The sequence below is a fragment of the Shewanella sp. A22 genome, from assembly GCF_053850585.1.
Genome location: NZ_JBSQBN010000001.1, coordinates 44,483 through 69,607, shown reverse-complemented (window position 1 = coordinate 69,607; position 25,125 = coordinate 44,483). Strand labels below are relative to the sequence as shown.

At 43.6% G+C, this 25,125-nt stretch carries 12 protein-coding genes; 8 read left to right on the top strand and 4 right to left on the bottom strand.

Features of this window, described 5'->3' with window-relative positions:
- Nucleotides 1-17 precede the first annotated feature (17 nt).
- Complete coding sequence (locus ACWXWT_RS00265; RefSeq protein ID WP_456039615.1) at nucleotides 18-401, bottom strand: DUF3192 domain-containing protein; 384 nt, start codon at nucleotides 399-401, stop codon at nucleotides 18-20.
- 159 nt (nucleotides 402-560) lie between these two features.
- Between ACWXWT_RS00265 and ACWXWT_RS00260 the strand changes: the two genes are divergently transcribed.
- Nucleotides 561-902, top strand: coding sequence for a hypothetical protein (locus tag ACWXWT_RS00260; protein WP_456039614.1), 342 nt, complete (start codon nucleotides 561-563; stop codon nucleotides 900-902).
- Nucleotides 903-905: 3 nt separating this feature from the next.
- Nucleotides 906-1,679 (top strand): Zn-ribbon-containing protein, encoded by a 774-nt coding sequence (locus ACWXWT_RS00255; RefSeq protein ID WP_456039613.1) that lies wholly within the window; start codon nucleotides 906-908, stop codon nucleotides 1,677-1,679.
- 64 nt (nucleotides 1,680-1,743) lie between these two features.
- Here ACWXWT_RS00255 and syd read toward each other — a convergent pair whose 3' ends face one another.
- Nucleotides 1,744-2,394, bottom strand: coding sequence for a SecY-interacting protein (syd, locus tag ACWXWT_RS00250; RefSeq protein WP_456039612.1), 651 nt, complete (start codon nucleotides 2,392-2,394; stop codon nucleotides 1,744-1,746).
- Between the two features lie 54 nt (nucleotides 2,395-2,448).
- On the opposite strand from syd, the gene queF reads away from it, so the two are divergent.
- Entirely contained in the window at nucleotides 2,449-3,306 is an 858-nt protein-coding gene (gene queF / locus ACWXWT_RS00245; RefSeq protein WP_456039611.1) for an NADPH-dependent 7-cyano-7-deazaguanine reductase QueF, read from the top strand.
- 76 nt (nucleotides 3,307-3,382) lie between these two features.
- On the opposite strand, the gene ACWXWT_RS00240 is transcribed toward queF, so the two are convergent.
- Nucleotides 3,383-4,315, bottom strand: a complete 933-nt coding sequence (locus ACWXWT_RS00240; protein WP_456039610.1) for a LysR family transcriptional regulator — start codon at nucleotides 4,313-4,315, stop codon at nucleotides 3,383-3,385.
- Between the two features lie 139 nt (nucleotides 4,316-4,454).
- Here ACWXWT_RS00240 and ACWXWT_RS00235 point away from each other — a divergent pair, with 139 nt between their 5' ends.
- Complete coding sequence (locus tag ACWXWT_RS00235; RefSeq protein WP_456039609.1) at nucleotides 4,455-6,446, top strand: alkyl/aryl-sulfatase; 1,992 nt, start codon at nucleotides 4,455-4,457, stop codon at nucleotides 6,444-6,446.
- Between the two features lie 118 nt (nucleotides 6,447-6,564).
- On the opposite strand, the gene ACWXWT_RS00230 is transcribed toward ACWXWT_RS00235, so the two are convergent.
- Nucleotides 6,565-7,497 carry a 4'-phosphopantetheinyl transferase family protein gene (locus tag ACWXWT_RS00230; protein WP_456039608.1) on the bottom strand — a complete coding sequence of 311 codons (933 nt, stop codon included), beginning with the start codon at nucleotides 7,495-7,497 and terminating at the stop codon, nucleotides 6,565-6,567.
- Between the two features lie 852 nt (nucleotides 7,498-8,349).
- On the opposite strand from ACWXWT_RS00230, the gene ACWXWT_RS00225 reads away from it, so the two are divergent.
- Genes ACWXWT_RS00225 through ACWXWT_RS00210 form a run of 4 tightly spaced genes read left to right on the top strand, consistent with a single transcriptional unit; the run spans nucleotide 8,350 to nucleotide 25,121 of the window.
- Complete coding sequence (locus tag ACWXWT_RS00225; protein WP_456039607.1) at nucleotides 8,350-9,225, top strand: transcriptional regulator; 876 nt, start codon at nucleotides 8,350-8,352, stop codon at nucleotides 9,223-9,225.
- Nucleotides 9,209-17,092, top strand: a complete 7,884-nt coding sequence (locus ACWXWT_RS00220; protein ID WP_456039606.1) for a beta-ketoacyl synthase N-terminal-like domain-containing protein — start codon at nucleotides 9,209-9,211, stop codon at nucleotides 17,090-17,092. Before ACWXWT_RS00225 ends, ACWXWT_RS00220 begins: the two co-directional genes overlap by 17 nt.
- Nucleotides 17,089-19,182, top strand: a complete 2,094-nt coding sequence (locus ACWXWT_RS00215; RefSeq protein ID WP_456039605.1) for a PfaB family protein — start codon at nucleotides 17,089-17,091, stop codon at nucleotides 19,180-19,182. Before ACWXWT_RS00220 ends, ACWXWT_RS00215 begins: the two co-directional genes overlap by 4 nt.
- Nucleotides 19,179-25,121: a hotdog fold thioesterase gene (locus ACWXWT_RS00210; protein ID WP_456039604.1), complete on the top strand. Its 5,943-nt coding sequence runs from the start codon at nucleotides 19,179-19,181 to the stop codon at nucleotides 25,119-25,121. Before ACWXWT_RS00215 ends, ACWXWT_RS00210 begins: the two co-directional genes overlap by 4 nt.
- The last annotated feature ends 4 nt before the right edge of the window (nucleotides 25,122-25,125 follow it).

Here is a 25,125-nt window from a genome sequence, read left to right as displayed (position 1 = left end):
GTGACACAACTCGAGACTTAAATTTGTTTGTAGGCAGTGTCACCCCACCCGATTAAAGCATCATCACTAAATACAATTGGCGTACATTCATCTTTGGTTGTTTTACCATCACCTTCTGCCCACTGTGTTCGATAAAATAATACTTTAATGGACTGTTCGCCATGGTGTTGAGTTGACTGAGTATAGGCTTCATTAAAATCAGCACGGCCCATTAGCGTTGTCACTTGATCGCTGCTCATCCCCATAGAAAGTTTAGTTAAAAAGTCACGATTTCTATCTTGTTTTACTTGCCAGTAATCTGCATTTTTACCCAATTCATGATCACCAACACTAATAACACAACCGCTTAAACCTAGTGATGTTGTGGCGATTAATCCTGCTGCGATAAGTTTTAATTTCATATTGCATCCTTTTTGTTAAAATATAATCCACACTGTATTTACAAATTAGTTAAGCTAAAATCGTGCCAAACATTAACACTATGATTTATATGGACTTATATTTTACTGCGACGATAATTAGTGAATTTCACCCTCTATAATTAAGGAATTAAGCCAACAATGAGTCCAATTGAACAAGTACTTGCGGCAGCTAAGTCAATTGCCAACAATGGGCATTCCCCTAGCTTGGCACTGATAAAAGGTCGTTTAGGTAATAGCATTCCAATGCCAGTCCTAATCCAAGGATTACAACAATTTAAAGCACTGCCGAAGTCTGAGTGGCAAAATATACCTGAATTAAGCGATATCCCTTCTACTGAAAATTTTCCAGCAGAACATTTGGATCCTGTTATGGAATTACAGCAGCAAGTGAGCGATATGCAGCAACTTATTGTGCAACTCACTCACAGAGTCCACGAACTTGAACAACAAGCCAGCAAAATGAATCATAAGGCTAAATAATCCATGTTTGTTTTTGAACTGCGCTTTGAATGTTTTGCAGATACCACCATTGAGGCAGCAGAAAAAGCTATTAATGGTTTACTTGAGGCTTTGCGTGCCAACGGACAAATATTGGGTCGTGAACTTGCGGTAGCTTTCAACGAAGGCGAATTTAGAGTTCGCTTGTTATTACCTGAAAAAACCAGCCTCGCTAATCGTTATAATAGCCCGTGGGTAAAAATGACATTAGCAGGCTTAACAGCGGCTAAACTATTGGCTCCTAGAGAAAAATTTATCGGCCAAGACATTAATTCTGAAGCCAGCAACAATGACTCTCCTTCGTGGCAAGTCTTGTATACCAGCTATGTGCATATGTGTTCACCGCTTCGTAATGGTGACAACCTGTTACCTATTCCTTTGTATCAACTGCCCGCGACGTTTAATGGCGATCATAAACGCATCATAAAATGGCAAACAGAATGGCAAGCTTGTGATGAACTGCAAATGGCTGCAGCCACTAAAGCAGAGTTTGCAGCATTAGATGAAATCACCCGAGCTGACAGTGACCTATTTAGACGTGGTTGGGATTTACGTGGCAGGATAGAATATTTAACTAAAATACCCACTTACTATTATTTGTATCGCGTAGGTGGTGAGTCTTTAGAAAGCGAACTGAACCGAGCTTGTCCACGTTGCGGTTCACATGATTGGAAACTCGAACAGCCACTTTTGGATATGTTTCATTTTCGCTGTGAGCCCTGCCGAATTGTGTCAAATTTATCGTGGGATCATCAATGATCCCAATAAGCATTCAATAGCCGCATAGCTCAACGTCATTGAGAGATGCGGATTATGGCTATCATTATTTGTTTCCACGCAATGATTGCCACATGCTATTGATCCGCAGCCAGATCCCAGGATGATCGGTAACCGTAGTGGTATCTTCGACAGGTTTAACCGGTGGTTTGATCACCGGTGACAACTGTTCGATAAATTGGCTTAATGATGCTGCAATGTGAGTGCCTTGCTTCTGGCCAGGTATTTCTATCCACACGCTGCCGTCGTCATTATTCACTGTCAGCATTTCATCACCATCACCTAACACACCAATAAACCACGTCAGTGGCTGTTTGAGTTTTTGCTTCATGATTAAGTGACCAATTACATTTTGTTGCAAATTTTCAAAGTCGTCTTGATTCCATGCTTGGAGTAATTCACCGTCACCAAATGATGCTGTAAACGGTAATGGCGCTGAAAAATATTGGCCATAAAATGCATGAATATCTTGGTGTAACTGAATATTTAATGCATTTTCAACATTACTAAAATCAGCTTTATCATCACGCGCTACAGGTTGCCAGAATACGATTTCATCACTATTTGCATCAAAAGGCCCTTGAATACATATTGATGCCTCTCCCAAGGGATAATAGCGAGGAAATTCAGATAAAGTTCCTTGATATGAATGAAGATAATTTTTTATAAAGCAATCTAACGCAGATGAACAAGACACTTAAGCCACTCGTGGTTTATAATAAAACCATATTTTGACACGGAAACCGATTCGATGACACACAATCACGACCCTTATAGTGATGCTGCAGAATTAAAAGGCCTTACTTTAGGCTATGCAACAGCTTATCAAGCTGAATATGACGCGTCACTGCTACAAGGGGTTCCACGCAAGCTAAACCGTGATGCGATTGCATTAAGTGGTGAGCTACCTTTTCATGGCACCGATATCTGGACCGGATACGAATTGTCTTGGCTTAATGCTAAAGGCAAGCCGATGGTGGCCATTTTGGAAGTTCAGTTAGACATCAACAGTGCCAATTTGATTGAATCGAAATCGTTTAAATTGTACTTAAACAGCTTTAATCAAACAAAATTCGACAGTGTTGAAGCAGTGCAAGACATATTAACCCAAGATTTGAGCCTCTGCGCTCATGGTGAGGTGACAGTAAACGTTATCGAACCAAAACATTTTAATCTTGAACGTATTGTCGATTTACCAGGTACTTGTATCGATGACCTAGACATTGAAGTCAACGAATACGCGTTTAATCCAGATCACTTATTAGAAAGTACTGACTCAGATAAAAATGTTGCAGAAACACTAAACTCTAACTTATTAAAGTCGAACTGTTTAATTACTGCTCAACCTGATTGGGGCAGTGTGATGATCCGCTATCAAGGCCCTAAAATTGATCGTGAAAAACTGCTTCGCTATTTAATCTCTTTCCGCCAACATAATGAATTTCACGAGCAGTGTGTTGAACGTATTTTTGTCGATCTAAAGAAATACTGCCAGTGCGCTAAGCTAACGGTATACGCTCGTTATACTCGTCGTGGTGGCTTAGACATCAATCCGTATCGCAGTGACTTTGAAAATCCACCAGAATCAAACCGCTTAGCGAGACAATAATCGCTATCACCAATCGCGATATTAACTAAAAAGCCAATCTCTAAGATTGGCTTTTTGATTTATGCTCCCTGCATGATTAAAAATCATATGCATCATGCATCAGTTTTTCAATCATTTCTCTTAACCAAATACATGACTTATCTTGTTCATGTTTACTCGGCCAAATACTAAATAACTCAATAGGTCGAGTTTCAAACGGCAATTCAAGTAAATTAAGGTTAAATAATTGTGCATAATTTTTACTAAATGCGTAAGGCGCAATACCAATGGCATTTGATTTACTGATCAACGACAACATACTCAATATCGACGACTGTTCACAATATAACGTCCGTTGCGGTAATGGTTCATTGGAAATAATGTCAGCGACACGCATGTTGTCGCGATGAAAACGATACATGACATGTTCTGCAGCAAAGTAATCTTCACGACTCACACTATTATGTATTTGAGGATGCTGTTGACGTACAACACAGATAATTCGTTCTTGTGCGACCTTTTGAAAACGAAAAGTTTTGAGTTTTGGCGGCACAATATCAATTAATAAATCAACTTTTTGCATTTGTAAGTCTTGATATTGATCGTCCTCAAGCACGGGCGAATTTCGAAAGACCACTCTCACCGTTAAATTAGCTAACGCCTTATCCAAGTGCGGTTGCAGTAAATCAATCACAGCTTCATTAGCATATAGGGTAAATACCCGTGAAGAAGTATAAGGATCAAACTCGCTGATCCCCATCAATGTTTGTTCAATAGCATCAAGCATAGGTTGCACCGAATTAAAGATATGCAACCCTGTCGCAGTAGGTTCAATACCACGACCAATCCGAATAAATAACTCACAATCTAATGCGATTTTAAGACGATTTATCGCATTACTCACAGAAGACTGGGTTAAGGCTAATTGTTCAGCAGCACGAGTAATCGACGATTGCTGACAAACCACACAAAACACCCGTAATAAATTTAAATCTAAAGTTGATAATTTATGGCCCAATTCAACATTCATGTGCTTACCTTTATCATCAATACATTTACATTGTGAATATATTATAACCATTTAGCCATAGTTATCTTTTGGTGTTTATTCCTTAAGATAGGTTAATCAAGTTTAAAACCTATATTTTAATTTAACGAGGAATACCACTATGAACAAATCAATCATCGCACTATCAATGATAACAACACTTTCACTGAATGCATTTGCAGCACAACACGAACACGATCATCTAACGGTCGATTATCACGGCAAAGCAGCAACAGCTGCAACTGTTGCTCATAATGCTGCCTTAGCAAAAAGCCTTAATTTTGATGACAAAGTCGCTTTTGAGCGTTTTAGTAAAAACCAAATTGCTGAGTTCGACCAAGCTACCGCTGACATTTTACGTGCAGAATTTAGCTTTATCAGTGAACAATTCCCTGACTCGGTTAATCCATCACTTTATCGCCAAGCACAACTTAATATGGTACCCAACGGTTTATATAAAGTGACTGACGGTATCTACCAAGTTCGTGGCACTGACTTATCTAATATGACCTTGATTCGAGGTGAAACAGGCTGGATTGTTTATGATGTACTGTTAACAAAAGAAGCCGCAGAGCAATCACTAAAATTTGCTTTTGAACACTTACCAGAAGGCAACAACTTACCCATTGTAGCAATGATTTATTCCCACAGTCATGCAGATCACTTTGGTGGAGCGCGCGGGGTTCAAAACTTATATCCTGACGTAAAAGTGTACGGTTCAAATAATATTACCACCGAAGTTGTAGATGAAAATGTACTGGCTGGTAACGCGATGAGCCGCCGAGCAAGTTATCAATATGGCGCCACATTGGGTAAACACGATCATGGTATTGTTGATGCAGCCTTGGCAAAAGGCTTATCAAAAGGTGAAATTACTTATGTGAAACCAGACTATGAACTCAACCAACAAGACAAATGGGAAACGTTAACGATCGACGGGCTTGAAATGGTATTTATGGATGCATCAGGCACTGAAGCGGCCAGTGAAATGGTGACTTATATTCCGTCGATGAAAGCGTTATGGACAGGTGAACTCACCTATGACGGTATGCATAACATTTATACATTACGCGGTGCCAAAGTACGTGATGCCTTAAAGTGGTCAAAAGACATCAACCAAATGGTCAATGCATTTGGTCAAGATGTTGAAGTATTATTTGCATCACATTCAGCACCGGTATGGGGTAATGGTGAAATTAATCAATATCTTAAAATGCAACGTGACAATTATGGTTTAGTGCATAACCAATCATTACGATTAGCCAACCAAGGCGTTGTGATACAAGATATTGGCGATGCAATCATGGACACTATTCCGCAACAGGTCAAAGACAGCTGGTACACCAATGGTTATCACGGCACATACAGCCACAACGCCAAAGCGGTTTACAACATGTATTTGGGTTACTTTGACATGAATCCAGCCAACTTAAACCCACTACCCACTCAACAAGAGGCAAGTAAATTTGTCGAATATATGGGTGGAGCCAATAATATCGTGAAAAAGGCTAAAGCAGACTTTAGCGAGGGTGATTACCGCTTTGTGGCTACGGCACTCAACAAAGTGGTGATGGCAGACCCAAATAATCAACCTGCCCGAGACTTATTGGCTGACACTTATGAACAACTTGGTTATCAAGCAGAAGGTGCAGGCTGGAGAAATATTTACCTTACTGGAGCCCAAGAGTTACGTATTGGTATTCAGCCTGGCGCACCAAAATCAGCGTCACCAGATGTATTGAGCGAAATGGACATGACAACATTGTTTGATTTTCTAGCCGTTAAAGTAGACAGTATTGCAGCAAATAAATTAGGGAATATTAGTTTAAATGTGGAAACTAAAGCAGCCAAAGGCGAGCCAGCTAACACAGTATTTGTAGAGCTAAGTAATGGTAACTTAAACAATATCATTGTCGAAAAAGCTAAAGCGGCAGACGCAACCTTAACGATTGCAAAATCGGATGTTGTTGATATTTTATTAGGTCAAACAACGCTAAAGCAGTTGCTTGAGCAAGGTAATGCCACCATGACTGGCGACCAAGATGCTTTTAGTAAAATAGCTTCAACGTTAGTCCAATTTGACGAAAATTTTGAAATCGTTCCATTACGTTAACTCTAAGCTAGCTCAACTAAACATAATTCAGCCGAAGCTTTGCTTCGGCTGAATTGTTTGTACCGACTCGAATTAACTTTTCTGCTTAACATCTGATTTTAGAAAGTCGTTTTTGGCTTTAAACAAGTAGATCTGCCAGCGACAATTGGTAAATATTCAATGAATGATCAATGGACTCTACTCTTAATGAATGTTGATCATTTACTTGCTTAGTTAAGCCAAAGGTTATTGCAAAACGATATTGCTGATCAAACCGACCAAATACTGTTTGCCACACCATTGTGGTGGCAATGTCTTCATCCTCTGTAAAATCAAGCTTAACACCTTGCTGTAACTCAATCGTTTGGTGTGATTTATCAGCGAGCTGCACATTTACATTCCCTTGCGTTATTAAGCCAAAATCAACAGAAAATGATTTAAGTGACAATGCTAAGCCTAAACCACGGGCTTTAATGTAAGACTCTTTTACCGCCCATAAATCAAAAAATCGCTGTCGCTGCAATGATGGCGGCAATTGTAATAAAGTGTCGGTTTCAGCTTGGGTAAAGTAGTGGTTAAGAATAGGTACAATATCGGTACTGCTACGTTCACGCTCAATATCAACCCCAAAACACAGGTCAGCATCAGCGTAATGATCAGCTTTTAACGCATGTCCGCCCATCACTATCCCAATCATTAACCACTCACCACTGTGACTTAAATTAAAATGCAGCCCCGTTTTCGCCAACAAATCAGGTGTTAGTGCTGGTTTACCTTTCGCACCGTAATTAAAACGCCACTCGTTGGGCTTTAGTTCACTATGAAGTGATAACACAGCCCGAAGCCCTAAGCGTACTTGTAAACCATTATTGCGTGCCGACACGCTCCTATAACGGCTCACTTTAGCGACCTCGTCATCAGTTAACCAACCTAAGGCTAAACCCGCTTCATAATCAGCAGGAGAGAGCGCCCCATTAAGCGGCACAAAATAAACATAGGGCTGAGAAAACCCGGTAGATCGATTGGCTGATTGAACAGCTAATGGTGTCGTTGATTGAGTTGCTGAGGACATGACCGACATTAAAAATACATAACACTCTATTAAACGATAATACGGCTAAATTACCTCAATAAGACCGATGCCGCGAGAGTTTTTGTCAAATAGAACCCATATAGCGAGTAGTGCAAATAAGCACTTTTAGCATCAAAAAAGATATTTTTACTTTTACTTTTACTTTTACTTTTACTGTTGATGATTGACGCTAATTCATCAACAATCACAACTATCATCACAACATCGAAAGCTTATACCTTCATGCGCATAGTCAGTTTAGTCATCATGCTATTTTTCTCACTACTCAGCTCAAACGCTGCGTTTGCTCAATGGCATCATGAGTTAATCTTGCCACCCATTTTTATGATAATTAAGGGTTAATTATAAGAGTTAATCTTGCCACCCAATTTTATGATAATTAACATAACTGCTTTTAGGTTTGATAACGATAATATTCTGTAAGAGTTAATCTTGCCATATATGGACGCGCCCATGCAGCCACCAGCTCATAAGTTTCTTATCTCACCCGTTGAGCTCTAACCAATCTGATTTTACACCCTAGCTATTAGTGATTATCCAGTACCATAAAGCCAGTTTAACAAAAGAAAAATGCTAGCCGCCAAAGAGTCGCAACTTTACAGGCAGCACATTGATCCTCATAACCTTAAAGAGACGATGCTTGTCATTCCTCATATTCCTTAGGTAAATATTTTTTTACAACTAAGATATTGTTTTTAGTCTCGGGTGATTGTATCGGAGTGAAACCTCAGGTAATGTGCTTTATCTCGATGAGCGTTAATAATATTTGAACTCACTCAAGTGAGTTTGAGTCAGTAAAGTCCCAATAGATTATTTGGAATTTCTGTCTACATGACAAAAAAGATAACAACACATACAGAATCCAGTCTATTTGAAGGCAAACATCGTCAAGAATCGGTTAAACATCGTAACGCGACGACAACGCCAGAGATGCGCCAATTTATTCAGCAATCCGAATACAGCGTCAGTCAATTATCAAAAATCCTAAATATTAGTGAAGCCACAGTACGTAAATGGCGTAAACGCGACTCAGTTAATAACACACCCAATACTCCACACCATTTAAATACCACCTTAACGCCAATGCAAGAATACGTGGTGATAGGGCTTCGTTATCAACTTAAAATGCCGCTAGACAGACTGCTCAACGCGACTCAAAAATTTATCAATCCTAATGTGTCACGCTCGGGCTTAGCAAGATGCTTAAAGCGTTACGGCGTATCAAAACTAGATGAATTTGATAGCCCATTTGTACCCGAAAAATATTTTAATCAATTACCGGTCACCCAAGGATCTGACATAGCAACGTACACGGTTAATCCACAAACATTAGCCGATACGTTAGCTTTACCCAGTTCAGACAATGTCGTCCAAGTAGTGTCGTTAAGCCTTCCGCCTCAATTTACCCAACAACAAACCTACTCAGTCTTACTGGGTGTCGACTTCAAAACTAATTGGGTATATTTAGATATTTATCAAGACAGCCATACCCAAGCGAGTAACCGCTACATGGCTTATGTGCTCAAGCACGGACCATTTCATTTACGTAAATTATTGGTTCGGAACTATCACACTTTTCTTGCTCGATTTCCTGGAGCAGGTCAACCAGCCGCAGTATCCACTAGCACCATTGATGCAGCTGGATCCCAACACCAGATAACTGAACCTCAGTTATCAAACGGAGACTCATATGAGCCAATCCAGTAATATAGATAAGCGTTTAAACAAACGCTTAAAAGACATGCCCGTCGCAATTGTCGGCATGGCAAGTATTTTTGCTAACTCACGTTACCTAAACAAATTTTGGGATTTAATCAGCGAAAAAATTGATGCGATTATCGACGTTCCAGAAACCCATTGGAATGCTGAAGATTACTACAATGCCGATAAATCAATGGCCGATAAAAGCTATTGTAAGCGCGGTGGTTTTTTACCGGAAGTCGATTTCAATCCAATGGAATTTGGCCTGCCACCTAATATCCTCGAACTAACAGACACCTCACAACTTTTATCGTTAGTGGTCGCCAAAGAAGTGCTAGCAGATGCAGGTATTGATGCACAGTACGATACCGATCGCATCGGTATTACACTAGGCGTCGGCGGTGGTCAAAAAATCAATCATAGCCTCAGCGGTCGCTTACAGTACCCAATACTCAAAAAAGTATTTAAAAATAGTGGTCTAAGTGATGAAGACACTGAGATGTTGATCAAAAAGTTTCAAGATCAATATATTCACTGGGAAGAGAACTCATTTCCAGGCTCACTCGGCAATGTGATTGCAGGGCGTATCGCTAACCGCTTTGATCTAGGCGGCATGAATTGCGTGGTTGACGCCGCTTGTGCAGGTTCTTTAGCGGCAATGCGCATGGCGATTACAGAGTTAGTTGAAGGCCGCAGTGACATGATGCTCACTGGTGGTGTGTGTACCGATAACTCGCCTTCTATGTACATGAGCTTTTCAAAAACACCGGCATTTACCACCAACGACACCATTCAACCTTTTGACATTGATTCAAAAGGCATGATGATAGGTGAAGGTATTGGCATGATGGCGCTTAAACGTCTTGATGATGCCGAACGAGATGGTGACCGAATTTATGCTGTTATCAAAGGTATTGGCTCATCATCAGATGGTAAGTTTAAAAGTATTTATGCACCGCGCCCTGAAGGCCAAGCTAAAGCACTTCGACGCGCTTATGATGATGCAGGTTTTGCGCCGCAAACTGTTGGCTTAATTGAGGCCCATGGTACTGGTACTGCAGCAGGTGATGTTGCGGAGTTCAATGGCCTAAAATCGGTGTTTGCCGACGGTAATGACACTCAACAGCATATTGCTCTTGGGTCTGTTAAATCGCAAGTTGGCCACACTAAATCGACAGCCGGAACCGCTGGAGTGATTAAAGCGGCTCTGGCTTTGCATCATAAAGTGTTGCCGCCGACCATTAACGTCAGTAAACCGAATCCCAATTTAAACATTCAAGATTCGCCATTTTATTTAAACACCGAAACCCGCCCTTGGTTACCTCGTGCAGACAATACGCCGCGCCGCGCGGGTATTAGTGCCTTTGGTTTTGGTGGCACCAACTTCCACATTGTGTTGGAAGAATATCGTCAAGAACATGTTCGAGGCGATAAGTATCGTCAACGTTCAGTGCCACAGAGTCTATTGATCCATGCTGAAAATAAAGCCGCATTACAGGCTCAATTAACCGCACTGCAAAGTGAAATTAATGCTGTTGATACTACACAGCAAAATCGCCAAGAAATTGTATTAGCCGATTTTGGTAAACGTTTTGCGTTGAATACCATCGCCCCTAATGCGGCACGTGTAGGCTTAGTGGTTGCTTCATTAGCAGACTTAACCATTCAGCTGACTCAGGCCCTAGCGCAGTTAAGCTCAAATACTGCCGACAGCTGGCAGTTGCCTTCTGGTACCAGTTATCGCGCAGCAGCATTGATTCATCCTGAAGCGGCAAGCCATAAAGTGGCAGCACTATTTGCTGGGCAAGGGGCACAATATCTGAACATGGGCGCCGATTTAGCCTGTTTGTATCCAGAAATGCGTCAGCAACTGATGCAAGCAGACAAGGTATTTGCGCAACATAAACAAACACCACTATCGCAAATTATGTACCCAAATCCTGCTTTTGAAGCCGAAGATATTGCCGCGCAACAGGCAGCATTAACCAATACAGCCAATGCCCAGAGTGCTATTGGCGCGGTCAGCATGGGCCAATATGCATTATTGACTCAAGCAGGTTTTAAAGCCGATATGGTTGCTGGCCATAGTTTTGGTGAACTGTCAGCATTATGTGCTGCAGGCGTCATTAGCCAAGCTGATTATTACCAATTGGCCTTTGCTCGTGGCCAAGCAATGGCGGCGACACCTAAAGATCAAGACGCAGGCGTAATGTACGCCATTATTGTCCCAGCTCAATTTGTTGACAACGGAGTTGAAAAGCTTGAACAGTGCATTAGTGCATTTGAAGGCGTTAAGGTGGCTAATTACAATGCACCAACCCAACTGGTTATTGCAGGCCCAACAGCGTCATGTACCTTAGCGGCACAAGCTATCACCACCGAACTTGGTTTTAAAGCAATCGCCCTGCCGGTTTCTGGTGCTTTCCACACTCCATTAGTGGCGCATGCGCAGCAGCCATTTGCTGCGGCAATCAATAAGATTAAATTTGCTAAGCCAAAACTAAGCCTTTATGCCAATGGCACAGGTAAAGCACATCCTAACGATGCTAAAGCAATCCAAGCAGCATTTAGTGAACATATGCTGCAATCGGTTCGTTTTAGCGAGCAACTAAACGCCATGTATGATGCTGGTGCTCGTGTATTTGTTGAGTTTGGTCCTAAAAACATCCTCCAAAAATTGGTGGAGGCTACCCTAGGCAATAAAGCAGAATCAGTCAGTGTAGTGAGCTTGAACCCAAATCCTAAAGGCAATAGTGACACTCAACTACGCCAAGCGGCTTGTCAGCTTGCAGTATTAGGGGTGGCATTAACCGAGGTTGATCCATATCAAGCGCCTATCGCAGAGCTTGCAAAAGTGTCACCGATGAACGTTAAGTTGACCGCGAGTAATTATATTAGTCCGGCCACTCAAGCCAAAATGCAAAAATCATTGCAAACTGGCACCGTTACCAGCCAGACAGTGGAAGTGCCTGTCGAAAAAGTTGTGGAAAAGATTGTGGAAAAAGAAGTCATTAAAACTGAATACATTGAAGTGCCTGCAGCACAAGCTCAAGCCTCTGTAGTAGCCGCACCTTTAGCGGCAACGACTCCTGTAGCTAAAGCTCAAGCAGTTAGCTCAAGTGTGCCAGCCTCGGCCGATAGTATTGGTGCATTTTTTGCTGCGCAGCAACAAACAGCTGAATTACATCAGCAGTTTTTAGCCATACCACAGCAATATGGCGACACCTTTGCTCACCTGATGACAGCCCAAGCACAAATGGCGTCATCGGGATTAGCCATTCCAGAAAGCTTGCAACGTTCGATGGAGATGTTCCACCAGCACCAAGCACAAACATTGCAAAGTCATACCCAATTTTTAACGCAGCAAGCACAAGCAAACCAAGCCGCATTAGCCATGTTGCAAGGGCAAACGGTAACACCTTCAATACAAGCAACAGTATCTGTACCTGCTCCATCAGTACAGCCTGCGTTTGTACAGCTAAACCAAGTTGCTCAAGCCACAACGACACCTTCGCCAGTGGTAGCACCTATTGCTCCAGCTCCGGTTCAAACAGCTCAAGCGGTTCAATCTCAACCGACAGCCAGTCAACCTATTCAAGCTCCTGTCGCTCAGCAAGTTAGCTCAGCAGCGGTTTCTGCACCAACAGCCGGACTTACACAGCAACAAGTGTTAGACACTATGCTCAATGTGGTTGCCGATAAAACCGGTTACCCAACAGAAATGCTTGAACTTGGCATGGACATGGAAGCCGACCTTGGTATCGACTCCATCAAGCGGGTGGAAATTTTAGGCACAGTACAAGATGAGCTTCCAGGTTTACCTGAACTGAGCCCAGAAGATTTAGCCGAGTGTCGCACCTTGGGCGAAATCGTTAGCTATATGCAAACCAAATTGCCAGCGGCGAACACGGTTGCTGTAGCGTCAACAGGATCAACATCGGTAGATGCTGTTGCACCAGCATCAACAAGCTTAACGGCTGAAAACGTCCAACGTACCATGTTAGCTGTGGTTGCCGATAAAACCGGTTATCCAACTGAAATGCTTGAACTTGGTATGGACATGGAAGCAGACCTTGGTATCGACTCCATCAAGCGTGTGGAAATTTTAGGCACAGTACAAGATGAGCTTCCAGGCTTACCTGAACTGAGCCCAGAAGATTTAGCTGAGTGTCGCACCTTGGGTGAAATCGTTAGCTACATGCAAACTAAACTGCCTGCTGCCAGCACAGTGGCTGCAGCACCAATTGCATCTGCAGCGCCAGCAACAGGCTTAAGTGCAGAAAGCGTCCAGCGTACTATGTTAGCAGTAGTTGCCGATAAAACCGGTTACCCAACTGAAATGCTTGAACTAGGCATGGACATGGAAGCCGACCTTGGTATCGACTCAATTAAACGCGTCGAAATTCTCGGCACAGTGCAAGACGAACTCCCAGGTTTACCTGAGCTGAACCCAGAAGATTTAGCCGAGTGTCGTACCTTAGGCGAAATTGTCAGCTACATGCAGACTAAACTGCCAGCAGTCAGCACTGCGGCTCCAGCATCAGCCGAATCCTCATCTGCCGCGCCAACAACGGGCTTGAGTGCTGATACAGTATTAAGCACCATGATGTCAGTGGTGGCCGACAAAACCGGTTACCCTGCAGAAATGCTTGAACTGAGCATGGACATGGAAGCCGACCTTGGTATCGACTCAATCAAACGTGTTGAAATTTTAGGCACAGTGCAAGACGAACTACCCGGTTTGCCTGAGCTGAACCCAGAAGATTTAGCCGAGTGTCGTACCTTGGGCGAAATTGTCAGTTATATGCAGACTAAACTGCCTGCAGTCAGCACTGCGGCTCCAGTAGCAACTGTATCTGCAACGTCAACAACAGGATTAAGTGCTGATACCGTTTTAAGCACCATGATGTCAGTGGTAGCCGACAAAACCGGTTACCCTGCAGAAATGCTTGAACTGAGCATGGACATGGAAGCCGATTTAGGCATCGACTCAATCAAACGCGTCGAGATTTTAGGTACTGTGCAAGATGAGCTTCCAGGCTTACCTGAGTTGAACCCAGAAGATTTAGCCGAATGTCGCACCCTAGGTGAAATCGTTAGCTACATGCAAACCAAATTGCCTACAACAACCAATATTGCGGCGGTCGCACCAGCATCAACTGCAAACAAGGTTGACGTTAACACCGCAGCATTGCCTCCACACAGCGAGGTAGCGCTAAAAAAGTTACCAGCGGCGGATAAACTCGCAGAATGCTTTTCAACAGACTCTTGTATTGTCATCACAGACGATGGCCACAATGCAGGTTTACTGGCTGAAAAGCTAAATGCAAAGGGATTAACCGTCGCCGTTATTCGTAACCCACAAACCATTACCGTGGCACATTCACCCTTAAGCAGTGATATTAAAAGCTACACCTTGAGCAGCATTGATGATGCCCAAATTGCACAAGTGATTGCCGATATTAAGGCTGACTTGGGCGCTGAACATGCCATTGCGGGCTTTATTCATTTACAGCCGCAAGCTACCGCTAACAGCAGCGAATTAATGTCGTGCACTGTTGCAGCAAAAGCCGCTGTCGACAACGCGTTTTTATGGGCTAAGCATCTTCACGCTGAGTTTGCCAAACCAACTCAAGGTTCGCGTTTATGCTACTTTACCGTGAGCCGTTTAGACGGTGGATTTGGTTATCTTGATAATACTCAGCTAGCAACAGCTGAGCTTAACCAAGCAGCCTTGTCTGGTTTGAGCAAAACCCTAAGCCATGAATGGCCACAGGTGTTTTGCCGCGCATTAGACATTGCCAACAATATTGATACTACAAGCTTTGCCGATGCCATCGTTGCAGAGTTATTTGATACCGATGGTGCCAATACTAGCGCGGATCGCATTAATGAAGTGGGGATCAGTAACCAAGGTCGAGTAACCTTAGTTGCCGGCAATGCCAGCGAACAGTTCGCACCAGCAAGCTTAAATAAAAATGACACGATTTTGGTCACTGGCGGCGCAAAAGGCGTAACGTTTGAATGCGCCCTCACCTTAGCCAAACAATGCCAATCACATTTTGTGTTAGCGGGTCGTAGCCAACATTTTGGCAAAGACTTACCTGCTTGGGCGCAAGGGAAAAAAGCCTCTGAGTTAAAAGCCGCAGCCATCGCTTATATTCAATCTCAAGGCAACAAACCGACGCCAAAACAGATTGATGCACTCGTATGGCCAATAAGCAGCAGCCTAGAAATAGATGCTGCGTTAAACGCGTTCAGCAAGGTTGGCGCCAGTGCTCAGTATGTTTCGATGGATGTCAGCAATGCCACCGCGGTAGCTGCCAGCCTTAAAAGTCTGACTAATGCCAAGGGCGACTCATTAATCATTAATGGGGTTATTCACGGTGCGGGCGTATTAGCCGATAAGCACATTCAATATAAAACCTTGGATGAACTTAACCGCGTATACCACACCAAAGTAACTGGGCTTGCTAGCATTATTAATGCACTCGACCCACAACAAATTAAGCTTATTGCGCTATTTTCATCGGCTGCCGGTTTTTACGGTAATACTGGTCAGAGTGATTACGCTATGTCGAATGAAATCCTTAATAAAACCGCACTGAAACTAGCGCACACTTTACCGCAAGCTAAAGTGATGAGTTTTAATTGGGGCCCTTGGGATGGTGGTATGGTCAGTTCAGCATTAAAGAAAATGTTTGTTGAACGTGGCGTTTACGTTATTCCGCTACAAGCAGGTGCCGAGTTATTTGCCCACAGTTTATTAAGCCAACAAGGAGCACAACTGCTCATTGGCTCTGATATGCAAGGTTCATCAGAACAGAACAACGCTGTAAAAAAGCTTAATGCGGACGCTTTGCTTATTGCCAAGGGTTCGCTGACATTTGCTACTAATACACTTGTGACTAAAGCATTTACGGCTAACGCAGTTACGACTAAGGCAGTTACGACTGAGTCATCAGCTACTGATATTATCAGTCAGAGGGTGACTAGAGTATTAACCCCGGCTGAAATGCCTTTTGTTAGCGATCATTGCATTGCTGGCAATCCGGTATTACCGACGGTATGCGCCATGCAATGGATGCGTGATGCGGCAGAAACCTTATGTCATGTGCCTGTCAGTATTGCTGAATACAAATTGCTTAAAGGGGTTATTTTTGACACCAATGAGCCACATTTGTTGCAACTGGAACTAACGCAAACTGACGCAGGGATCAGCGCGCTGATCTCCTCTCGTTTGTTAAACGATCCTAGCGCAACCATGAAACCGCAATACCAAGCTCAATTGGTGATCAATAAAGCGATATTGGCAGCAGATGTTGCCAAACCGACTGTTGGCGACAGCATCTTGGCTCAATGGGCTAACATGTCACCATTGTATTCAGGTGCTGAACTGTACCAAAATGGAACCTTGTTTCATGGTCCGCGTTTGCAAGGCATTGCTCAAGTGTTGGCGTTTGATGATGCTCAACTATTGTGTCAGGTTCAATTGCCGAACATTAATGCTAGCGATTGCCAAGGTTTTAAACCGTCATCGACATTAGGTGGTAGCCAAATTTTCGCTGAAGATTTGCTACTACAAGCCATGTTGGTATGGGCAAGACTAAAATACGATGCCGCAAGTTTACCGTCAACAACCGGTGAGAGTGTTACAGCTTGGCCATTTGCAAATGGTGATAAAGGTTATATTCAACTTGATGTGGTTAAACACAGTGGCAGAATGCTAGTGGCTAACGTGAGTTTATATCATCAAGACGGCCGCCTGAGTTGCCAAATGCTCAATGCTAAAGTGACCATTAGTAAGAGTTTGAATGGGGCATTTATTCCACATCAAGCTTCTGCAGAACTATCACACAAGGACACTGTGTGACAGCCACAGATAACATGACGCTAAAATCTATTAGTGAGCGTATTTTGCAGCAACAAACCAAGCCAATGCGCTTGGCTTTGTTGCTGAGCAAACCCAATATCGACTCGGTTAATGAGCACTACGTTGCGATTGATACTCAGCATAGCGACGGTTTTGAACTGGCGTTATTACACAGCATAGAGCGGCTATCATCCACTACAGATGAAATGATCAATATTGCCGATCGGTTGTGGATAATGCCGGGGTTACTTGCCGCGAAAAATAGCGTCAATGCACACGCTTATCTCAATGGTGTTGCACTTGGTAGCAATCAGGCTGAAGCAATAACACTGGCGCTGAATCATGCAAAACGTTTACATACTCAACCGCAGATTGTCGCGTTAGATGGCAGCGTAAAATCCAATACTGATAATAATGCAAAAAATGCATTGGCCGCAATGACCACCCTAGTAGAGTCTATCGCCAGTCGTTGTATACCAACACAGGACAAGGTCAACAGCCAGTATTGGTTTAGCCCACTTCATCAAAGCAGAGTTGCAGCGTTATGTTACCCAAGTGCCAACGGTGTTCAGGCAATGATCTTGACCCAAGGACGTGCATTAGTCGCCTCAAAGCAATTGGTTAATCCCCAACGTTTATGGCTGCCATTATGTGCCACTTCATTGGTGCAACTGCACACTAAACTGATGGCCTTCTCTGCGCAGGTCAATTCGGCGACAGACGATGTCAGCTTACTAAAACTTATCAAAAGTACATTGGCCGATTATCAAACGGATGCGCCCCTAGCTTTAGTGTTAATGGCGCAGGATCGTAACGGATTAATCATAGAAATTAATGCGATGTTGGCAACAATGTCGACTCACCTTCAGCCAGACATTAACGATAAGCCGCCGATAGAATATAAAACCCCTGCTGGCAGTTGTTTCTATTCTGCGCCGCTGGGTGATCATGGCTTAAGTTTTGTTTATCCTGGCGTCGGTACTGTGTATCCAAACATGCTCAGTCAAATGGGCTTGGTTTTCCCCAATGTGTATGCTGAACTCGAAAACCAAGGTGACATGCAATCGATGTTACAAACCGAGTTTATTTACGCGGCAGATAAAAACCGTACCGCACAAATGAGTTTGAGCCAATTAGCCATTGCCGGTGTGGGCGCCAGTTATGTGTTAACCAAACTGTTGCAGCAAGAATTTGCCATTGAACCTAAGTTTGCCTTGGGTTACTCCATGGGCGAAGCGGCCATGTGGGCGAGTCTAGATGTTTGGCAAGCACCACACACTATGATTGAGGCAACCCAAAACAGCAGTATCTTTACCCAAGATATTTCAGGCGAGCTTCGCTGCGTTCGTCAACAATGGCAATTAGCCGATGACGAAACCATTGTGTGGAACAGCTTTGTGACTCGAGCCAGTATTGACGAACTCACGCCCCATTTAGCGGATTACCCGCGTGCTTATATTGCCATCATCCAAGGCGATACTTGTGTTATCGCAGGTTGTGAATCCAGTTGTAAAGCATTGTTAAAACAAGCAGGTAAACGAGGTATTGCAGCCAATCGAATTACGGCAATGCATACACCAGCCGCACTAAATATTACCGACCATGTACGTCAGTTTTATCTGCAACCGCTGTTGGCAAACTTACCCGAACATTTACAGTTTATCTCGGCGGCTCAAGTTGCGCCTGTTACGTTAGACTCACACGCTATTGCACAATCGATTGCCGATACTTTTTGTCATCAGCTGGATTTTACTCAATTAATCCACAATGCTCGAGATCAAGGCTGTCGATTATTTGTTGAAGTCGGAGCCGATAGACAAACCACCACCTTAATTGACAAAATCAATGCTCAAAGTAACAACACGTCCCCAGCAATGGCCGTTGCCGTTAATGCCAAAGGCGGCGATGATGTCAGCAGTTTACTCAAGTGTCTGGGACAACTAATGGCGCATCGCGTGCCGATGTCATTAACCCCCTTTATTCGCAGCCTTGACGATGCAATTAACTCATTATCTCAGCAGACGGCAATAGCCGGCGGCTCACCACTGTCTCGTTGCAGTGAAACATCATTAGAAGGAGAACCTCATTGAGTTCTCAAGCCACCCCTAAAATAGCAATTGTCGGTTTAGCCAATCAGTATCCCGACGCGGATACTCCCGCTAAATTTTGGCAAAACTTATTAGACAAAAAAGATTCACGCAGCCAAATCAGTGCTAGCAAACTCAATGCCTCACCGAGTGACTACTTGGGTGTACAAGGCGAGTCGGACCGTTTTTATTGTGATAAAGGCGGCTACATTCAAGACTTTCAATTTAACCCTCAAGGTTATTGTATTGAGCCCGACGCATTTACAGGTTTGGATGACAGTTTCTTGTGGGCAACCGACACCGCACGAAATGCGTTAACTGACGCGGGTATAGACCTTAGCAATAACGTGCTGCAACGCACCGGCATTGTCATGGGCACTTTATCGTTCCCTACAGCCAAGTCTAACGAGCTATTTGTGCCGCTTTATCACAGCGCGGTCGAAAAAGCCTTACAGACTAAACTCCAGCAGCCAAACTTTAATCTGCAATCGTTTAATCAAGCATCGCAAAGCAATACCGCAGAAAATGGCAATAACAATAATAATGTAGCGCCTAAAACGGTTAACTTGCGTAATGGTGCCATTGCCCATAACGCCTCTAAAATCGTTGCCGATGCTTTGGGATTAGGTGGTACGCAACTGAGTTTAGATGCTGCCTGTGCCAGTTCAGTTTACGCATTAAAATTAGCCTGCGACTACTTGCATACCGGCAAAGCAGACATGATGCTGGCTGGCGCGGTGTCGGGAGCCGATCCGTTTTTTATCAATATGGGCTTTTCGATATTTCATGCTTACCCAGACCACGGTATTTCAGCTCCGTTTGATCAAAACAGTAAAGGCTTGTTCGCTGGTGAAGGTGCTGGAGTATTAGTGCTCAAACGCCTTGAAGATGCCGAGCGTGATGGCGACCATATTTATGCTTTGGTCAGTGGTATTGGCTTATCAAACGATGGTAAAGGCCAGTTTGTATTAAGCCCAAACATTAAAGGCCAAGTACAAGCATTCGAGCGCGCTTATCTTGATGCCGCCGCAATTGACCCTAACATTACGCCTGCCAGTATTGAAGTGATTGAATGTCACGCCACCGGGACACCATTAGGCGACAAAGTTGAATTAGCTTCAATGGAACGTTTTTTTGAAGACAAACTTGAAGGCAGTGCCACGCCATTAATTGGTTCCGCAAAATCAAATTTAGGCCATTTACTCACCGCGGCAGGCATGCCGGGGATCATGAAAATGATTTTTGCTATGCGTGAAGGCGTGTTGCCACCGAGTATTAATATCAGTGCCCCTATCGCCTCACCTAATGGCTTATTTGGCCAAGCGACTTTGCCAAATGCTGTGCTACCTTGGCCCGATAAAGTTGGCAATAAAGCCCGTCATGCAGGTTTATCGGTATTTGGTTTTGGCGGTTGTAACGCCCATTTATTACTTGAGTCGTATCAAGCTAAAGCCGTCGCTGACAAGACGCTGAACAATCATTCTCAAAATAATAATACTCAGAACAAAAACGCTCAAACTCGCAGCACAGTGTTAGTTGATGCAGAAACGCCAATGCACATTACCGGCATGGCGGCGCATTTTGGTCAATGCAGCAGTATTGATGCACTGGCGAAAAAAATCATCGCCAAACAAGTCATCTTTAGCCCGCTACCCACTCAGCGCTGGAAAGGCTTAGACAAACATCCTGAACTATTAGCCCAATATGGCATCACCCAAGTGCCGCAAGGCGCGTATATCGATCAATTCGATTTTGATTTTTTGCGTTTTAAAGTGCCACCCAATGAAGATGATCGCCTGATCTCACAACAACTACTGTTGATCAAAGTCGCCGATGAAGCTATCGCCGATGCCAAGCTAACACCAGGCAGCAAAGTCGCGGTGTTAGTCGCCATGGAAACCGAACTTGAACTTCATCAATTCCGCGGTCGAGTTAACTTACACAGCCAAATAGCCCAAAGCCTTAACGCTCAAGGTATTCAATTATCGACAGCAGAATATGACAGCCTTGAAACCATTGCGATGGACAGTGTGCTCGACGCCGCTAAGCTTAACCAATACACCAGTTTTATTGGCAATATTATGGCGTCGCGGATAGCCTCATTATGGGATTTCAACGGCCCAGCATTTACGATTTCTGCGGGCGAACAGTCAGTTAACCGCTGTATAGATGTGGCGCAAAACCTGTTTGCGTTAGGGTCGTTACAAGAACCATTAGATGCCATTATTATTGCCGCGGTTGACCTGTCTGGCAGTATTGAAAATATGTTGTTCAATACCGCCAAGCTTAACGCCAAAGGATTGCGTTCAACCGATTGGTTAGTGGGTGAAGGGGCTGGTGCGCTAGTGCTGCAACAAACCAGTGCTGTACACTCTCAGCTTGACAGCTACGCCAGTATCGACAGCGTTAACTTTACGCCATTGTCACAATTACCAACACAACTGCCAACACAATTACCAACTGAGTTATCGGCAGACATTGTTGAGTTAAACCAATCGCCGGAATGTATATTATCGACTCAAGGTCTACAGTTTGCCCAAGGATTAACTGATGCTGCTACAGCGGTCAGCTCAGCGCCGTTATTGAGTAAAGCCCATGATATTCTCGGTCATACATTTGCCGCTTCAGGCATGGCCAGTTTGCTGCACGGTTTAGTGCAAACTCGCCACATCGACAAACCGTCTATTAATGCCAGTGTATTCACCAGTAGCGACAATCAATACTCACAAGTTAATCTGTCGGTTTCTGCGGCGCAACAACACGCATTGCACGCTCGACTGGGTAATAATTTAACTCAACAACTGGCCACGGGCAGTAAGTTAAGTTTAATTAAACAAGTCAGTTTAGGTGGTCGCGATATTTACCAACACATTATCGATAGCCCACTTGATACCCTCGACAGTATTATCAATCAATGTGCTGATATCGCCCCTAGTGCGGTCAGTTCCACTGAAAGTAAGCAAGCAACTATTGGTGATAATAGCCCTCTTAGCGTCAATAATAGCGAGAATATCGCCGAGCCTCTTATGTCAGAAAATATGCCCGATAAAACGACTCCAAAGCAGCCAAGGGTTGCCAGTATGACAAATCATACGATTCCACCAGCACATTTAACGGCATTCCAACAAAATCAGTGGTTAGTACAACAAGCACATTTAGCTTATTTAGCCAGCCGTGATGCAGGCTTGAAAGTGGCAGACAGTTTATTACGATCTCAATTAGCTGGTTTGAGCCATCAGCCAACCGCGACTCAAGTCGCGTCTCCGGCGGCTAATACTTATGCGGTTAATGCTGCGGTTCAAACAGCGGTTAAGAGTGAAGCAATTAACCCCGCTAGGTTAATCCAACCTAATCATGCTTGTGTGCCAGCTTACACTGCGCCTATTCCAGCGGATAAACCGTGTATTTGGAATTATGCTGATTTAGTTGAATATGCCGAAGGCGATATCGCTAAGGTTTTTGGCCCAGATTACGCCATTATCGACAGTTACTCGCGCCGAGTTCGCCTACCGACCACAGATTATTTATTAGTGTCGCGTGTGACCAAACTAGATGCCACCATGAATCAATACAAACCTTGTTCAATGACCACAGAATACGACATCCCCGTCGATGCGCCGTATTTAGTGGATGGTCAAATTCCTTGGGCTGTAGCGGTAGAATCGGGTCAGTGCGATTTAATGTTGATCAGTTATTTAGGTATCGACTTTGAAAACAAAGGCGAACGAGTTTATCGCTTATTAGATTGTACTTTGACCTTCTTAGCCGATTTACCTCGTGGCGGCGACACACTGCGTTACGACATTAAAATCAATAACTTTGCCAGCAATGGCGACACGTTATTATTCTTTTTCTCTTACGAGTGTTTCGTAGGCGACAAGATGATCCTAAAAATGGATGGTGGCTGTGCAGGCTTCTTTACCGACCAAGAGCTGGCCGATGGTAAAGGGGTTATTCAAACTGAAGATGAAATAAAACATCGTCAACAAGTGCTCAACAATCCAAATAAGCCGACCTTCACTCCATTATTACACTGTAGCCAAACGGCATTTGATTATGGTCAAATTCATCATTTACTGACCGGCGATATTGGCAGCTGTTTTGGCGGCGAACATGTTGCGCACCAACTGCAAACTGGAATACAAAAATCGCTTTGTTTTGCCTCAGAAAAATTCTTAATGATTGAGCGAGTGAGCCAGTTACAAACACAAGGTGGTGCGTGGGGCTTAGGCTTACTCGAAGGTCATAAACACATTGCGCCAGACCATTGGTATTTCCCTTGTCATTTCCAAGGCGACCAAGTGATGGCAGGCTCGTTAATGGCCGAAGGTTGTGGCCAGCTATTACAGTTCTTTATGATCCACATTGGCATGCATACTCTAGTAGAAAATGGCCGATTCCAACCGTTGGAAAATGCTTCGCAAAAAGTTCGTTGTCGTGGCCAAGTGTTACCACAAACGGCTGAGCTGACTTATCGCATGGAAGTGACTGAAATCGGTATTCATCCCCGCCCTTATGCCAAAGCCAATATTGATATTTTACTCAATGGAAAAGTCGTGGTCGATTTCCAAAACTTGGGTGTGATGATTAAAGAAGATGCCGAATGTACTCGTTATCCGCTTGTCTCGTTAGACGCTAGCCCTGCCGTTGATTCAAACGCTAGCAGTAAAGTGATTGCTAACAAAGCGCCATTAATGGCGCAAATTCCAGATTTAAACGCCCCGACTAACAAAGGCGTTATTCCGCTAAAACACGTTGAAGCACCCATAGTCAGTGCCGATTCAAAGTACGCTAATCGCGTGCCTGATACCGTGCCATTTACCCCATACCATATGTTTGAGTTTGCTACTGGCGATATCGAAAAATGCTTTGGCCCTGACTTTAGTATTTACCGCGGACTTATCCCACCGCGCACACCTTGTGGCGACTTACAGTTAACCACTCGCGTGGTTGAAATTAACGGTAAACGCGGCGAATTGAAAAAGCCATCATCGTGTATAGCAGAATACGAAGTGCCGGCAGATGCTTGGTACTTTGCTAAAAACAGCCATCAAGCGGTAATGCCTTATTCGGTGTTAATGGAAATTTCATTACAACCCAATGGCTTTATTTCTGGCTACATGGGCACCACCCTAGGTTTTCCTGGGCAAGAGCTATTTTTCCGTAACTTAGACGGTGGCGGAAAATTATTACGTCATGTGGATTTACGCGGTAAAACTATCGTCAATGATTCAAAGCTATTATCAACAGTCATTGCTGGCAGTAACATTATTCAAAGCTTCACCTTTGAGTTAAGTGTCGATAACGAGCCTTTTTACACGGGTAGCGCGGTATTTGGTTACTTTAAAGGTGATGCGCTTAAGAACCAGTTAGGCATAGATAACGGCAAAATAACTCAACCATGGCATGTTGATAACAATGTCGCGGCAGACATTAGCGTTAATTTACTGGATAAACAGTCACGGGTGTTTAATCCGCCAACTAGCCAACCGCATTATTGTTTAGCGGGTGGCCAGCTTAACTTTATCGACAAAGCAGAAATTGTTGAAGCAGGCGGCAAATACGGTAAAGGCTATCTTGCTGCGTCACGCACTATTGACCCTAGTGATTGGTTCTTCCAATTCCACTTCCATCAAGATCCGGTAATGCCAGGTTCATTAGGTGTTGAAGCCGTGATCGAGTTGATGCAAACTTACGCCATCAGCACAGACCTAGGTAAAGGTTTCACTAATCCAAAATTCGGCCAAATATTGTCGGATATTAAATGGAAATATCGCGGTCAAATTAACCCACTGAACAAACAAATGTCACTTGATGTACATATCAGTGCAGTAAAAGATGAAGACGGTAAACGCATCATAATAGGCGACGCAAATCTCAGTAAAGATGGTCTGCGCATTTATGAAGTCAAAGATATCGCCATCTGTATTGAAGAAGCTTAGGCCA